The organism is Paenibacillus mendelii (assembly GCF_024498075.1).
Taxonomy (GTDB): Bacteria; Bacillota; Bacilli; order Paenibacillales; family Paenibacillaceae; genus Paenibacillus_Z; species Paenibacillus_Z mendelii.
On record NZ_JANHOF010000010.1, the window covers coordinates 1 to 16,387 of the forward strand.

Here is a 16,387-nt window from a genome sequence, read left to right on the forward strand (position 1 = left end):
GGGCGAAGCCCGCCGGCGCAGCAGGCTGCGCGGCGCCCGCTGCGGTGCGAGCGCGCGCCCCAGGCGCAGCAGGCCGAGCAGCTCGGCCAGCTGGAGCGCGGGAGCCGCCGCGCGGAAGCCCGCGGCCGCAGCTGCTCCGTCTGCGCCTACGTCTGCGGCTTCGAGCAGCGCAAGCAGCTCGGCGGTAAGCAGCGCTCGCCCCCTAAGCTGCGCTGCTAACCGGCAAGCTTGGACAGCCAGCGCTTGAATATCGAATTCTGTACGATACGGCGCTGTGAAAACCTGCACATCCCCCGACGTCTTCACTTCCGTTGTGGCCTCCCAAGCGGGGTCAGCAGCTCTCGTCCTGCCATGGTCAGCCTTCTCATCATCAGCCATATAAGCCTGCTTCACGGCTTCGGATAAAGCACGTACAACAGCAGGCTTATCCCACTCGCGCCTAGCATGAATTGACCACACTTCAACCAGATCAACCGCTCTGCCAAGTGGAATCGGCTTCGACCAGAACAGGCATTGACGCCCTGGAAGTTGTCCCCTGCTCTGCCTAGCTCCTCCTTCCCGGTCCGTTTCTGAACGCCCTTCCACCGACACTGCCCCGCCTCGTCTCTCCCCCGAACGCCATGCGCCAACTACCCGCTCCGCTGCCTCCTTACAGCCCAAACCTAACCAATACGCGCAATCGACCTCCGGCGCAACCGTCCAGTAGGCCTGAGCCCCATCAGCGTCCAATACCACATAAACATGTACTTGCATCCCGCATTCCCCCCTATCGCCCTTTAACTTGAGCTCTCCCCCAGCACCGCAGTATGTTTCACCATATCCGGTAAAGAGAACCGGCTCACGCAGTCCATTACGGCGCAGCTCGTTTCTTTCCATAGACCTGAACGATGTTTGCACATGTGTAACTTACAGAATCGATAAGGCTAACACAAAAAAAAGCACAGCGCTGGCTGCCTCAGGCAGCCGTACGCGTGTGCTTCACTCGTCCGTATTAGATGATCTCATTATACATGGCCGGCTGGACGCAGGCAATGTGTAATGGCGCATTCTCTCTAATACCACTCTCTCTTTCCTATCAGCCGCCCGGACACGATTATGCCGCTGGACTCTGCACTCCTCGTCTCACTCTCTACAAGGGAAGCTTAGAGAGATCGGAAGGATTTCTTAAATCGATGAGAACAGCGTGCGCTGCCTCTGTAATAATGCCTTCCGCTTGAAGCATCCACATCAGATGCGTCGGTTCCAAGGCGTCCCCGTGCACTTCTGCACCGTTCTGCCCGGTTAATCCTGACGCTTTGAACCTTCTGCGTAAGCGTTGCCATTTCGAGGGGCGCTTCTGTTGAATACGAGCATCCACGCGGATATCGTGCTCACCGTCCCCCTCATCAATCTCACCGCCCTGCTTGCGATCCGCCATTAACCGCTGCCGATAGATCCATCCTTCCTCATCCCCAGGGCCGTTCCAGCTCTCATCATCGCTGGTGCCGAAGCTCCCCGAATGAAAGCCGAATTCATGCGTGCCGTAACCGATTCGCCCGGAGCTTCCGAAGGGCAAGCCAGACGCGATGTTCACATTCATCCCCCGGCGCACGAATAACCGCGCGATATCCATCGTCTCGTCATCCGAACCGCGATTGACGACCGTCACCTGCACTTCCTTGCCGGTCTGAATCGCATAACGCCGCAGCGATCGCATATACCATTCCATATGCAGCTGTTCATTGCCTGCCAGAAGCACATAATGCTGTATCTTCCGTTCTTGCTTCCATGTATATCGGAACGCTGCATGCACAGCTATCGCAGCTAAGGCGTAACAACCGCAGACCCAGAGCAGGATTGGAATCATGGCCGCCACCTCCTTTTTGTGACATGATATGCTTCGATCCGCCCAGTGGTTCCGGGTATTGACAGACAAGTCGCAATAAACAGGCATCTGCCGTAAGCCAACAAAAAGAACCGGCATCCCTGCCGGCCCTTCACACTCCCTTATTCACCAATAAGCTGACCTGCACGCCAGCAGCTATCGCAGCATAGCACGCATGATACACCGATTAATACGAGGCAAACGTCCATTTCTTCGGAAGCTTTGCCTCCGATACCAGCACGGCGTTCACACTCCGCTGTACTTCCACGATTTTGTCGCTGGGCAGTACAACCGTTAGCATGCAGGATGTCTGGTTGTCGGTAAACAACAGACGGGGTTCTACCGGACGATTCACCGTCAGGTAGAGGGTATCGCCCGCTTGATGCGTACGAATCAGCTCCACCCCATCCGGCTGCTGCTCGGCTTTTCCGATGGTATATTTGCAGGCTCCGAATGCATGGATAGCCGGACTGCCCGCTTTGGAAGGATCCACCTGCAGGCGTCCGCCCCAGACATTATCCCCCTGCAAGACGATTCGTACAACTTCTGCCGGGATCGCAAGCTTCAGCGGCTGCGCCTCCACCTGAACCTCACGAGCCCCGAGCGTGCTGCGTAATTCGTCTATGATTCCGGTCGCGCTGGCGGTTGTGAACAGGAGGCAGCCTGCTCCCAGTAACCCGATGAAAAACATGCTGAAGACATCGTATCGGAGCACGGGATGCTCACCAGGACTGCGCCACAGGTACACCAGAATCTCCATACCCACGAGTATGAACAGAAGCGGCCACCACAGCAGACCTTGATCAAGCCACCTTGCGCCATTGAACTGCGAAGTGACCAGCAGCACCCCCATAACCGTCAGCGCAATACCCATCGACCACGTCCCGACACGCCATTGCCTGCTCATTCCGAGGAGTCTCCTCTGCTCTTCGTGCCGCTCACAAGAAGCTTAATACCCGCCGCGACGAGCAGCAGTGACGTGAATCCGGTTTTCAAATAGTAGCGGATATCGCTCGTCAGCTGGAAATTATCAAAGATCCGTTGAATGAAATCGATCAGCAGACGGTCTGCCATATAGTACAAGCCGAGCAGGAGAAGCGTGATTCCGATCCATTTTTGCCGGTGCATAAGCCAGTCAACGACCGGAACGTCCTCCACTCTACCGTCTTCAGCGGCATATCGGGATTGCTGCTGCAGCGAGTCAAAGAAGGAGAAGCACCATATGATCGGGACGATAAACAGGAACAGAGACAGCTGCAGGACATCCAACAAATAAATCGACAGCAGGAATCCTGCCATCAGCTGCAGGCCGCGTTTTTGCTGTCCGAGGTACATATGGCCTGCCCCTGGCAAAATGGAGAGGACCGTTGCGAACCAACGGCTGCGTTTGCCCCCTTGCCGGTGCTCGTCCCAATCATCCATAATGGACCGGTCTACGAGCTGCTCTCCCGCATGCTTGCGCTGCACAAGTCGAATGGCGTCAAACATCCCATACAGCCACACGATCGGCAGTGCAACGAGAAAGACGAGAAACCCATCTTCATTCGCTAGAATGGACACGAACATAATCATTGTCAGCAATCCGAAGAACCCGATCAATAACGTCAATCCGCGCTGCATCAGCCCCAGCTGCAGGTGACCGAGACCTGGAACGAACGACAGCAGAATGGTATAAAAGCGTTCTCCTGCGTCATCCCGTCTTGGATTCACAGGCATGGGGCCCCCTGGATAGGCACCACCGTATCCATATGCACGTTCATGCGCTCCCAAAGGAGGCGGAGGTGGACTGCCAAGCGGCATATCCGCCGGTGTATACGGAGCATCAACGCCCCCCGCATAGCCGTGATCGTATGGCGCCCCAAGGACGCCCCCCATCCGGTTCCCGTTGTTATGCCGAAGCAAGTAGATGACCAAATCTAGAATGTTAATGAGCCAGATGAAAAGCGCAACGAATGCTGCAAAAACGAGTGGCACTCCATCCCCTTCTGCAACAGCAATCAAAAAGCCTACTCCCAAAATGCCCAAAAACAGAAAAGGGTAGATGAAGCCTCTTCCCTTTCGATTGACCGCAAAATGGCCCAGTCCTGGCACAAGCCCGAGTAACAGGGCAACAATCGGATTTCTTACCATTCTTAATGCTCCTTCCCCGGGTTATGATGGGACATCGGTTTTTCAACCAAGGCTCCGATAACCGATGTCGTTTTTTCCATGATGGCGGTTGTCAGTGAGGCTCGCTCCGGTTCTTCCCGTTCCGCTCTCCACTGATTCGGTTGATTCGCTAACCGATCAAACACGCCTGTAGAGATGAGCAGCAGCATACAGCATACGGCAATGACATAGTGCAGCGCCGTCTGCCTGCGATTGCTGCCGCTGCGTGCGATCCTTCTTGTGGAACCTGATTCCTTCGATGATGCCTGACTCTCAAGCGGCGGCAATTCGCTGACCCACTCCATCACCTGATCTGTCAATACATCCGCCTGCTGCGGCGTCAAAGCCTCCGCGGTGTCGAGTCTCGCCATTAACTCAATGTAGACGGCCAAGCATTCATCGCATTCAGCCAAGTGATCATACGCCCACTCTCTGTCTTGGTCAGAGAGCATGTCATCCGCAAATGCTTTCCACATGGATCCCGCAGGGTGCTTCATTCCAGGTCCTCCTCCTTCCAGTGCTTGCGCATCCAACGCTTGGCGCGATAAAGTCTCGATTCCACGCTTTTCAGCTCAATTTGCTCCTGGGCTGCAATTTCTCGCTGATTCTTATCCTCCAAATAATAAGACCGCACTACTGTGCCATAGCCTGTCGGCATCGCTTCCACCAGCTCGCGGACACGCTCACGTCTCTCCCGTTCCATCGCTTCGGCTTCCGCCGGCGGAGAGTGACTGGCTAACGCCTCATCCTTCCTGCCGTCCGCCTCCACAGCTCCAACCCCTTCTCCCGATGATCGTCCGAGCTGGCTTTGACCTCTGCCTGCCCCTCTATCATCTGAAGCGTATCCGGTACCTTCATAGGCCCCTATTAGAATCTCGGATTTGCGAACGCGCTTCCGCTTCGCGTCGATCGCGATATTAACCGCAATGCGCGAAGACCATGCCTTGAATCCTTGGCCGCGATATTGCGGAAGGGAGAGATAGATCCGCACAAGCGCTTCCTGCAGAGCATCCTCTGCATCCTTGGCATGGCGAAGCACGCCCCATATCAAGCCGTACAGCGCATCGCGATGACATTCCACGAGCTTCCGATACGCTTCCTTGTCGCCTTCCCGTATACGGCTTATCCATTCTTCATCCTGAATCTCTCTCTCCCTCCCTTCTTCCGCGCGTCATTCTCTACTAGTAAGACGAATCAAACAGCCGTTAGCACTGCCTCCTATGAAAAATTATTTTTTCAGCCGTTGCCGTGAGTGTCTCAGACTCGCCTGTAAACACAAAAAAGCCCCGCCTACTTCATGGCGGAAGCTCTTCCTGACTATGTACAATGCTTGTCTTACAGCGTTACCCATCCGAACTTGATTGAGTTGATTACCGCTTGAGTGCGATCATCAACCTCCATCTTTTGGAGGATGCTGCTGACGTGGTTTTTAACGGTTTTCTCGCTAATGAACAGATATTCGCCGATCATCTTATTGCTCTTGCCCTCCGCCATGAGACGAAGCACCTCAGCTTCACGCCGCGTCAGCGGATTATTCTCGCCGGCAATGAATTTCACACCCGCTTCACGGCCTGCAGCAGCTCCCGAGACGGCGCCGATATCGTCCAAGTACGTCATTCGGCGCAGCTGATTGATCAGCTTGCCTGTCACCTTCGGATGGATGTAGGCATGTCCTCCTACTACCGAACGGATAGCGTTGATCAGCGCTTCCGCTTCCATGTCCTTCAGGAGATATCCGGTTGCGCCCTTGCGCAGCGTCTCGAACACGTAGCTCTCGTCATCATGAATAGAGAGAATGATTACTTTCACTTCCGGGAACATGTCCCGAAGCCGTTCCGTCGCGACAACCCCGTTCTCAATCGGCATATTAATGTCCATGAGAACGACCTCGGGCTTGGTGTGGTTGCAGAACTCCAGCACCTGAATCCCGTCGTTGCACTCGCCGATGACTTCCAAGTCATCCTCCATGTTCAGGATCCGTTTCAAGCCCTCACGGAATAGTTGATGATCGTCGGCGATTAACACTTTGATTTTTCGTTTGCCGTTTGCTGCTGGTTTTAGCTCCATCGTCAATTACTCCTTTCTTTGCTCCGCGTTAATGGGGACATGAATGGTAACCTTCGTCCCCTCATTTATGGCCGAATCGATCTCCATCCTCCCTTCTAATAGCTCGACTCGCTCGCGCATTCCGATTAATCCGAAATGAGTGCTGTCCTTCGCACGGGATTCAATTAGATCGACATGGAATCCGCTGCCGTTATCTCGAACGACAATCTTCACCATCTGTGCCTGGTACGTAATCTCCAGTGCTACATAAGTTGGGTTCGCATGCTTGAATGCGTTGCTGAACGCTTCTTGAATCATTCGATAGATGCCTGCCTCCATTGCGGAGGGCAATCTCATCTCCTTGCCGACCGTGTCGAATTTCGTCCTAATTCTTGTTTTCTCCTCAAAATCCTGGACATACTTCCTCAGAGTTGGCACCAGTCCCAAATCATCTAAGGCCATTGGACGCAAGTTGAAAATGATCTTTCGAATTTCTTCGAGGCCGGATCGCACTTGTCCCTTTAAGTCTATTAATTCTTCCTGCACTATTTGAAATTCCTGCTTACTTAGTAATCTTTCTGCAATTTCCGTCCTAAGAACTATATTGGCCAGGGACTGTGCAGGACCATCATGAATTTCCCGGGCAATACGCTTGCGCTCTTCCTCCTGGGCCAAAATAATCTTAAGACCGATTTGCTGTCGGTTCTTGGCTGATTCCAGAATACGGGTCACCTGATTAAGGTCGCCGGACAAGTACTCCAGCACCACATTAATCTGGGACCCGATCGATTCGGCGCGCTCAATCGATTTCTCGACGTTGCGCACCCTCTTCTGCAGATCGTCACGCCTGGCCTTCAGGTAGCCTTCCTTCTCTCGAAATACCATCAGGTCGAGCTGGAGATGTGTGGCTTTCTCATAGGCATTCTTAATGTCTTCTTCCTTGTACCTGACAAAATCCCGGCTGACTTCCGTAAGCCGGATGCGTGCACGGCGATAATCCAGCTCGAGCTTGTCGACCTTGTCGATAATCTCGGCTGTTTCGGCCAGGACTTGATTGAGCTCCTGGCCGAGCGAGTACAGCTCCTTGCGTGCAGATTCGCATATTTCGTATATTTGATATTTGCTTTCTTCCATAACGAGGACCGCGTTCTTGATCACACGATCAATATCGGTTATTCGATAATCCACTTTGGGCTCGGCTCACTTTCATCTATGGCGTTACCTTACTATCATATCACATATTGACGGGGGCGCGTCCATATCATTCGACTGTAATCGAGTTGGTTTTCGCATCCCATTTGACAACTAGGCCCAATCGCTCCGATACCAGCCTGATTGGAACCAATGTGCGTCCATTGCGAGAGATTGGCGCTACCGCTGCCTCCATCTTCGTTCCATTCAGAATATAGCTTTTCTTCCCGAGCCACATCTCGAGCAGATTGCTTCCGCGCAGCACGGTAACCCGCTTGAGCGTTTGATCCCAGTCCACTTGCGCACCCATTGCTTCGGTTACGAAGCGCAGCGGCAAATAGGTCGTTCCATGCAGTGCGATCGGCGCTGCATCCAGATTGTATGGCTTGCCGCCGACCTTTGCCGCCTTGGAACCGATATTCAGCAGAATAGACTGCTTGGCCGGCTCCGGCACCAGTGCCGGATATTGGAAAGTAATGTTATCGAATACAACTCCGCCCGAAAGTGCTCTTTCATCCTGACCTTCCTCAATCGAAGCGATATACAACCGTTTCAACGTGATTGGATGCGCCATATTCGCAGGCAGGTTTACTTTAATTTGCTTCCAGCCGCTCCAGGTCACTTTGTCGGCCAGTGTCACCAGATGGGCCTTCCCGCTCTTGTCGATGAACTCGGCACGCAGCCAGTTCAAGCTCTCGTCTCCCAATACGTCCAGCGTCATCGCGGATGGCGAGCCTTCCAATTGACGACCTGTTTCGTTCAGTACAGCGTAGGCTGCCTTCGTCCCTGTCGCTCCCGTGAAGTCATAGGTCAATTGAAGCGCTTGGGAGGCATTGCTTCCCGGAAGTCCTGTCACAAGACCAACGTTGCCCACTACATTATTCGTACCTTGGTACTTAATTGAGTACGTCGGTGCTTCAAAATCTTCAAATTTTTTGTCTGCTCCTGTCGCAAGCACGGTCACTGCGGAGAATCCGTCGTAACGCGCAATGGCGTAGCCCGCCGTCACCCCTGGAGTCACTGCCCCGACCGTTAACGTGCCATCCTGGACGGTGCCGCTGAAGCCGCGCAGCTCCCATTTGACAGAGGATGCCGGCAGTGTCAGCTTACGTCCATCGTTAAGCGTAACGCTAACTGGAACGGACAGCGATTTGCCTTGCTCCAGAACCGGTGAGCTCGCATCAATCGACATACGGGCGATTTGCTCTCCGCCGATGACCTCGACGGCCAGCTTGTCGCTGATGTCGCCTGCTTTGACCGATACGGTCGTTTTGCCGGACTTAGAGGCTGTGAATACGTTACCGCTGAATCCCCCGATTGCATTGTCCACTTTCCATACCGGTGTCATGCTGCCGGGATCTACAGGATTATAGAAGGTATCATAGCCTTTGATCTGATAGGATGCTTGCTGGCCCACAAACAGCACCGTACTGCCGCTCGCTTTAATGCCGCGCAGCTGGCCTTGCGGTGCTGTCGTAAACACGCCAATACCATTGGCTACTCCACGCTGGGAACCATTCTCCGTCGGATGCGCAAGGCCCGTCTCCACTTCGCCCAATGGACGGGTAATCATCGTCGTCGAGCCGCCGCCATCGAGGTTAATACCGCGCCACACCCCGAGCTTAACCATCATTTTCTGAAGCTCTGCCAGAGTCATCCCGTCACTGCTGCCCACATCCTCCACCGTGATAAGCATGACTTTGCCGCTATCCTGCGTGTAGCCGACCGCTGTCCGGGAACGCTCATAAGCGCCGCTAATGCCGCTCGTATCCCGCGAGAATGCCGTCGTCTTGCCTTGATCGACAAGAATGGTGTGACCGCCTACAAGCATCTGCAATGCCGCAGGATCCACCTTCTGTCCCGTCGATTGGGCGGTCAGCGCATAGTTTGAACTCACCGTCTGCCCGATCTGCAGGTGCTCAAGAACAAAGGTTGTCGCTTTCCCGTGTGTACGGAGTATGTAGCCGTTTGCCGGAGGCGTCCCCGGAATGGTTCCGTTCTCGGCAATTTGCTGGACGAACCCGTCCACCACCAATACCTCTGTTGGTGTCGTTGCGCTTTCTGCAACCGTTGGCCGCGCTGCCGTCCAAGCACTCGTATAGATATACATCGCATTCGAATGGCTGTAGCCATTGCCCGGTTCAGTTCGATAGGCGGCCTTATTGATGCCAGCCAGCTGGAAGGCGGACCCGTCACCTGATGTAACCGTCCCGTCGAAGCTGAATAAATCAATCATCGGCTTACGCTCGGCCGTTACCGCAAAGGCATACATTCCTTTTAGTTGGGAGGGGCTCGCAACCAGCGTACCGCTCGTCACCTGTGCGCCGAGGGTGGAGCCTTTGCCTGATGTATTAAAGAAATCCGCGTTCACGCCTGCAACGGCGCCGCTGTTCTTGACCATACTGCCGACAGAGCCAAGACCAGTCGCCAAGCCTTGCTTACCGCTCATTACATCCAATTTGACATAGGGGTTCGTCAAATCGATCTCGATGACATGAACATTGGAGTAACCGCCTTTACTCTTCGTCCACTTATAATCAATCCGCTTTGCGCCGGAAGTGATCATCTCTTCACTTTGCTTGATAAGCTGCTGTTGGACCGCAGCTGCGGTTTGCACGGCCGATTCGGCGGCTGCAGCCGTTGACATTGGTATTGTAAGACTAAGCGGCTGTACGAGAAGCGCAGTTCCAAGCGCTACTACGAGCAGCTTCTGGCCTTTTTTATTGGAACCTCTACGACCTTGCGTCTGATTGAAACTTCCATTATGCATAAACTAGCAACTCTCCCATCTCGAAATCTAATAGTAATAGACTCACGTTAGATGGAAAAAGTTACGGCCGATAGAAGACTCCTATCAACAAATTCCGACCGAAAAGAATAACCTATACGCTATAATTCGCCAATAAACCCATATATTATTGGGTATTCGATAGAGTCCCATTCTGCTTTCCTTCAACCCTATCCTTTCGCTTACTATCGATTCAATCTATCAGCAGTTGAAAGCAGAAACGGAGTCACCGTAGGCGCTCCGCTTCTGCTCTAGCTGCTTACTGCTAGCTATCGATAAATTCGACATATTCCAGCAGCCGTTTAATCATAACTGCGGCTTCTGCACGTGAGGCGTTGGACTTGGCTCCGTATGCCCCATTCGACATGCCGTTAATAATGCCGGACTGGACGGCTTTGGCTACATCGTTCTTGGCCCATGTTCCGATCTTGGCACGGTCGGTGAAACGTTTGAGAAGTGCCGTTACATCCTGCGACAGATCGATCTGTACGCCGGCTGCTCTCGCGGCACGAACCATCATGGTTGCGATTTCCTCACGCGTAATCGGACTGTTTGGCTTGAAGCTTCCATCCGTCATCCCCTGCACGATACCGGCCTTCGAGGCTGCACCGATGTAAGCGGCAAGTACAGTGGATGTATTCACATCCTTGAACTTCCCTGCTGCCTGCTTATCGCCTGAGAGTCCCAGACCTTTGGCGATAAACATCGCGAACTCTCCGCGTGTAATCGGCTTCGCAGGCTCGAACGCCGTGAGTGTCCGGCCTTCGACAATATATTTGTTGGCCATCAGCAGAATATCATTGCGTGCCCAATGCTTGCCGAGATCCGTATACGTTACCGAGCCCTTAATAAAGGCATACGTACTGTTCCCCTTACGTTCGAACGAAATGATAGACTTGCTGTTCTTGCTCTCCACGCGTGTCGGCACATAAGATAGCTTGCCGGTCTGCGGATCAAACCAGACGACCGCGGTCGACCGCGGATCAATAGCGACTGCCGTCGAGACGGTCCGTTTCACATAACTGCTGAAGTTCTCGATGACTTTGGTTGGACCGTTGTTCACAACCGAAGCCTCGAAATTAATGGGGCTAATCAGCTGCTGAGCTCTCGCGCCGCTAAGAGCCGTAACCAGCTGTGGCGTAACGCTGCCCGCGTTTGTATCGATTTGGATGAGCAACTGAGCACCTGATCCTGCACTCGACTGCAGAGCATCCAGCGCACTCAAAGGGATTTCGTACGTCACATCACGGTAAGCCACGACGAAAGTGGCATTAGCCGCATTCTTCTTGGCATCGTTAAGCGCACTTAGTGGCACTGCTACGATAGCAGCAAGTTCACTCTCAGGTACGGTGAAGACGACGCGCGGCTCCATGCCTCCTACCGAATTGACCGTATTGTAGGCTCCAGCCACTTTGTCAGCCGACAGCACATAGCGCTTGGCATTCCGATTTGCCGGCGAGGTGTCCGATTGAGTTGTTGCCGCAGATAGCTTGATACCGATACCACCATCGGCTGCCGTCTCGTAATCTCCATTCGGGTTATCGGCCCAAGTGGTTTGGTTCGCCACGCCAACATCCCCGAAGGCTGGAATTAGAGTGCCGTTCGTCGTCTGCAGGGCTGTCCCGCTAGTTAAGTAGCTGACGGAAACGCGATCTCCGATCGCGACCGGCGTGGAGAGCGTGAGCAGCACGTTCGAGTCGACAATCGATACTGAAGAGACATTCCGGAATGCATCATTGACTTTGACGGTAAACTGTGATGTCGATGGCTTATAGCTGCTATTCATCGTCGATGAGAACGACATCGTCAGGAGTGCGCCCTTGACGACTGCTCCATACAACGAATGTACATTCGAACCCGCATTGGCTGTCATCCCGCTGAATGCCGGTACAGAATTTCCGCCAAAATCCGCTATGCCCGGATATCCGCCTAAGTAGGAGACGAGAACCGTTTGCCCCGACGTAATGCCCGACGACAGGGTCAGAATAACCTGCGAACCCGAAACCTTCACTTGCGTTACCGATCTTGCGCTGCCGTTTACTGTAACGGCAAAAGCGCTGGTTGACGGTACCACATTCGGATTCAATGGCTCATCATAGGTCAATGTGACGGTTGATGAGACGGCAGTTACCGTTTGCAGCACTGGCGTTCTCGTATCCTGACCGTTCTGGATGAAGAAGCCGCTGAACGACGATACTCCATTGCCCGCTAAGTCACGGAGCGGATAAGACGACGCCGTATAGCTTAACGTCACATTCTGACCGTTTGTTACCGCACTGCCGTTGAACGTGAGGAATAGAAGGCTTCCCACGCCGGTAATGTTCGTTACGGATCGGTAAGATCCGGCCACATTTACGGAAAACTGGCTATAACCGTAAGAACTCACCGCCGCAAGTTCTTCATTAAACGTAAGCGTAATCGAGTTGCCCGTCACGCTGCCGTTCAATGGCTTAGGTAATGTGGTATCCGGTGAGTTCGTCACATCCCGGTTAGAAAAACCAACTGCCTTTAACCCGGTCAGATCCTGAATGGCGTATGTCGTGCCCGGCGTGTAAGACAATTTAATAACTTGTCCGTACACGATTCCGCTGGAAAGCGTCAAGATCACCGTCTGGCCGGTAACCTCCACCTTCGTAACGGTACGACCGGAATTGTTAACTGTCACATAGAAGCTCGCAGGCAGCGGAGCCACAGCAACAGCAGGATCGAGCGCCTTATTGTACGTCAGCACAATTCTTGTCGTGCCTGACATCTCGGATTTGAGAATGGCCGGCGCTCCAGTTGCACTGGTCGTATTGAACGTCCACTGATACTGATTCAGAATGCCGTCATACGCATTACCGGCCATATCTATAACCGCAGCTGCAGGTATTTCGACGTAATATTTGGTGTTGGCAGCAAGCGTGCCGTTAACGGCAAGATTCAGCTTCCGGTTATTTGACGGATCAATGGTGACCGAAGTCGTATACTCGGCATTGCCTGAGGAGCCTGAGATCCGCTTCACTCTAATTGTCCCGCTGCCAGGCTGTACCTGCTCGCTGAAGGTAGCGGTCAGAATGATTCCTGTAAGGCCCACATCTACGGCATTATTAACCGGCGTAATTGTAGCAAGCGTCGGCTTCACATTATCCTGCGTTACCCTGAAGCTCCAGCTTGTCGTGTCTGAGATGCCTGGATAATTGTTACCGCTGGCATCTACCAGGGCCTGACTGCCAATTTGAACATAATAAGACGTATTGTTGGTGAAGACGATACCAGGCTTCACCGTAATTTTGCTCGTGCCGCCACCCGTTACTTTATTGGATGTGATCGGGATGGTAGCCACCGCGGCTCCACTCGGATACGATTTGATGACGACGTTACCGGTACCTGGATACACCGGTTCATCGAAGTTCATCTCCAGATCGAACGAGGTCGTTGGCTGCGTACCGCCTGCAGCTGGTTTCCGCTCGGTTAATAAACGCGGCGCTTGTATGTCAAAGCCCGAATTTGTCGAGAATGTCCACTTCCTCGCATCTGTGATACCTTCATATAAATTCGTTCCAGTAGCGGTATCCTTGAAGGCGCCTGGATCGATCAGCACATAATAGCCCGTATTCGGTTTGAGATTGCTTGGTGGATTAATGATGACCTTGTTGCCGCCTTCAATTCTTACAGCTGATGGGGCCACCTGATAGAACAGCTCATTATTCGAGACTTGATTGATGGAAATCCATTTCGTCAATCCTGTTTCCGCAGTAACATTACCCGGGAACGTCAAAACCAAATCTCTGTCCACTTCAAAGCCATACGAATTGTTAAGCGGCGATAGCGATGGTACGCCTAGAGGAGGTAAAGCCGTGCGCCAGCTCCAATTGCCCGCGTTAACGCCTGTAAAAGAATTGCCTGAGGCATCCTGGAAAGCACCGGAAGGAATCGTAACCTCATATGGGCTGTCCCCTCTAAGCGGATACAGAGGTGATATCGTGACCGTATTTGTGCCGCTGCCCGTCACACTGGCGGATACGACAGGTATGTATTGCGTATCGCTGCTTTGGCCAGTCGCCGTATTGCGAATCACGATGTTATTGTTTACCGCATAGACCGGCTCGTCGAAGGTCAATCTCAATACGGAACCGATGGCAACGTTGGTTTCCCCATTGGCCGGCGACAGAGGCGAATTCAACACCAGCTCCGGCGATTTGTTATCCACGTCGCTAACCGTCCTGAAATTCCACTCCATCGTACTCGTAAGTCCATCATATGCAGCACTGTTCGACTCATTGAGGAACGCACCCGGATCAATATACACATAATAGCTCGTATTCAGCGCAAACGGTTTGGATGCGCCCGGATTGATCGTGACCACGTTCTTGCTGCTGCCCGGTCCGATCGTTACCCGATTGTCTGTCACGGCAAACGAATCGAATAATGTGCCGCTGTCCAGATTGCGAATATAAATCATCGCATTTCCGGTACCCTTTTTGACATTCTCATCAAAGGTCAGGATCAGCTTTGCATTCAGCGGTACATTGCTTGCACCGGAAGACGGCGACACGCTCTGCTTGACCGGTCCGGAGGATGCGGCCACCGCCTTCTGAGGCATGGTCACCAAACCGCCGAATCCGAGTTGGAACATTAGAAGAGCTGCAATAAAATAAATAAACATTTTACAATTACGGATCACCAATTACCCACTCCCTATAAAGACACTCGTACTTTATTTTTCGGTATATCGTGGGGAGAAATGAAGAGTTGGAGCGCTTTTTCTAATACAAAACCACTGCACCGGCAGAATGTTCTTCCGATCGGTGTTGTTTCTGAATTTCTTTGAGTTATTGAACGATGGTCGAAAAATCCGTGAACAAAAGACGAACGCTAACGCTTCTTCATTCTTCTTGCTCCGCTCGTTATGATTACACAAGGCAAAAGAAAAACCGCTCCTAGGAAGGAGCGGCTTGTGTATGATATGTGCAGCTTAAGCTTCTGCGTCGGCTTTCAATTGCTCCGCTTTGTCTACGCGTTCCCATGGCAAATCGATGTCTGTACGGCCGAAGTGACCGTAAGCTGCTGTCTTGCCATAGATCGGACGACGAAGGTCAAGCATCTTAATGATGCCAGCAGGACGAAGATCGAAGTTCTTCTGGATGACTTCAACCAGCTTCTCTTCGCTTACTTTGCCTGTCCCATAAGTGTCCACGCTGATGGATACCGGGTTTGCCACGCCAATTGCATAAGCAAGCTGAATTTCGCACTTGTCAGCCAGTCCGGCAGCGACCAGGTTCTTGGCTACATAACGGGCTGCATAAGCTGCAGAACGGTCAACTTTTGTTGGATCCTTACCGGAGAATGCGCCGCCGCCATGACGTGCATAGCCGCCATACGTATCTACGATGATTTTACGGCCGGTAAGACCTGCATCGCCTTGCGGTCCGCCAATAACGAAACGGCCCGTTGGATTGATGTAGTATTTGGTTTGGTCATCTAACCATTCCGTAGGTACAACCGGTTTGATAACATGCTCAAGGATGTCCGCTTGAATCTGCTCCAGCGTTACTTCTTCAGCATGCTGTGTCGAAACGACGATTGTATCCACGCGTTGCGGGAGACCATCCACATACTCGATTGTGACTTGCGTCTTTCCATCCGGACGGAGGTATTCCAGCGTGCCATTCTTCCGCACTTCTGCCAGACGGCGGGCAATACGGTGAGAGAGCGCAATTGGAAGCGGCATAAGCTCAGGTGTTTCATTGGTGGCAAAGCCGAACATCAGACCTTGGTCGCCTGCTCCGATATCTTCGTTCTCTTCACGGATATTCTTGCCATCACGTGTCTCAATTGCTGCATTGACACCTTGTGCAATGTCGGCCGATTGCTCGTTAAGCGAAGTCAATACGGCGCAAGTGCTGGAGTCAAAGCCAAACTTCGCGCGTGTATAGCCGATTTCCTTAATTGTACGGCGGGCAATCGCCGAAATATCGACATAATCCGCACGGCTGCTAATTTCACCAATAACGAGAACAAGACCCGTTGCGACGGAAACTTCGCAAGCTACGCGTGCATATGGGTCAACTTCCAAGAACGCATCCAATACCGCGTCCGAGATTTGGTCACAGATTTTGTCGGGATGACCTTCTGTAACCGATTCCGATGTAAACAAGTGTCGTCCTTTAAGAGACATTTGCTCAACCTCCTACAGCTCAAAATAAGTAAGTATGATGGATAATTCATGCATGGCTTCGGGACAATAGAAAAGTCGACGTTTCCATACACGGATCTAACGTTAACGTTTCGATTCCCAAAAAATGAACCTTTTCCGAGGTGGAAAAGGTCTCTAGTCAACTCTCTAAAACAATATGATACCGAAACTG

Annotated in this window: 11 protein-coding genes; all 11 read right to left on the bottom strand. The window is 52.6% G+C overall.

The genetic code is table 11. The annotated features are described in order from the left end of the window. Nucleotides 1-753: hypothetical protein (locus tag NNL21_RS24430; protein ID WP_256555453.1), on the bottom strand; the 753-nt coding region annotated here is incomplete at its 3' end. A gap of 376 nt (nt 754-1,129) precedes the next feature. After that, nucleotides 1,130-1,846, bottom strand: a complete 717-nt coding sequence (locus NNL21_RS24435) for a glycosyltransferase family A protein (protein WP_204820043.1) — start codon at nt 1,844-1,846, stop codon at nt 1,130-1,132. Nucleotides 1,847-2,051: 205 nt separating this feature from the next. After that, on the bottom strand, nt 2,052-2,771 hold the full coding sequence (locus NNL21_RS24440; protein ID WP_204820044.1) for a hypothetical protein: 720 nt from the start codon (nt 2,769-2,771) through the stop codon (nt 2,052-2,054). After that, nucleotides 2,768-3,994 carry a hypothetical protein gene (locus tag NNL21_RS24445; RefSeq protein WP_204820045.1) on the bottom strand — a complete coding sequence of 409 codons (1,227 nt, stop codon included), beginning with the start codon at nt 3,992-3,994 and terminating at the stop codon, nt 2,768-2,770. The genes NNL21_RS24440 and NNL21_RS24445 overlap by 4 nt, the downstream gene beginning before the upstream one ends. Nucleotides 3,995-3,996: 2 nt before the next feature. Then, nucleotides 3,997-4,509: an anti-sigma factor gene (locus NNL21_RS24450; protein ID WP_204820046.1), complete on the bottom strand. Its 513-nt coding sequence runs from the start codon at nt 4,507-4,509 to the stop codon at nt 3,997-3,999. Then, nucleotides 4,506-5,156 (bottom strand): RNA polymerase sigma factor, encoded by a 651-nt coding sequence (locus NNL21_RS24455; RefSeq protein WP_309145356.1) that lies wholly within the window; start codon nt 5,154-5,156, stop codon nt 4,506-4,508. The genes NNL21_RS24450 and NNL21_RS24455 overlap by 4 nt, the downstream gene beginning before the upstream one ends. Nucleotides 5,157-5,347: 191 nt before the next feature. Next, nucleotides 5,348-6,079 (bottom strand): response regulator, encoded by a 732-nt coding sequence (locus tag NNL21_RS24460; protein ID WP_204820048.1) that lies wholly within the window; start codon nt 6,077-6,079, stop codon nt 5,348-5,350. A 6-nt stretch (nt 6,080-6,085) separates the two neighbouring features. Next, nucleotides 6,086-7,246, bottom strand: coding sequence for a sensor histidine kinase (locus tag NNL21_RS24465; RefSeq protein WP_204820049.1), 1,161 nt, complete (start codon nt 7,244-7,246; stop codon nt 6,086-6,088). A 73-nt stretch (nt 7,247-7,319) separates the two neighbouring features. Further along, nucleotides 7,320-10,019, bottom strand: coding sequence for a stalk domain-containing protein (locus NNL21_RS24470; RefSeq protein ID WP_204820050.1), 2,700 nt, complete (start codon nt 10,017-10,019; stop codon nt 7,320-7,322). Nucleotides 10,020-10,302: 283 nt separating this feature from the next. Then, nucleotides 10,303-14,703, bottom strand: a complete 4,401-nt coding sequence (locus tag NNL21_RS24475) for an Ig-like domain-containing protein (protein ID WP_204820051.1) — start codon at nt 14,701-14,703, stop codon at nt 10,303-10,305. A gap of 291 nt (nt 14,704-14,994) precedes the next feature. Further along, nucleotides 14,995-16,197, bottom strand: a complete 1,203-nt coding sequence (gene metK / locus NNL21_RS24480; protein WP_204820052.1) for a methionine adenosyltransferase — start codon at nt 16,195-16,197, stop codon at nt 14,995-14,997. Between the last annotated feature and the right edge of the window lie 190 nt (nt 16,198-16,387).

Excerpts from the sequence above, each read along its gene's own strand:
- NNL21_RS24450 (WP_204820046.1), bottom strand. The coding sequence starts at position 4,509 with ATGAAGCACCCTGCGGGATCCATGTGGAAAGCATTTGCGGATGACATG.
- NNL21_RS24460 (WP_204820048.1), bottom strand. The coding sequence starts at position 6,079 with ATGGAGCTAAAACCAGCAGCAAACGGCAAACGAAAAATCAAAGTGTTA.
- NNL21_RS24470 (WP_204820050.1), bottom strand. The coding sequence starts at position 10,019 with ATGCATAATGGAAGTTTCAATCAGACGCAAGGTCGTAGAGGTTCCAAT.
- metK (WP_204820052.1), bottom strand. The coding sequence starts at position 16,197 with ATGTCTCTTAAAGGACGACACTTGTTTACATCGGAATCGGTTACAGAA.
- NNL21_RS24435 (WP_204820043.1), bottom strand. The coding sequence starts at position 1,846 with ATGATTCCAATCCTGCTCTGGGTCTGCGGTTGTTACGCCTTAGCTGCG.
- NNL21_RS24445 (WP_204820045.1), bottom strand. The coding sequence starts at position 3,994 with ATGGTAAGAAATCCGATTGTTGCCCTGTTACTCGGGCTTGTGCCAGGA.
- NNL21_RS24440 (WP_204820044.1), bottom strand. The coding sequence starts at position 2,771 with ATGAGCAGGCAATGGCGTGTCGGGACGTGGTCGATGGGTATTGCGCTG.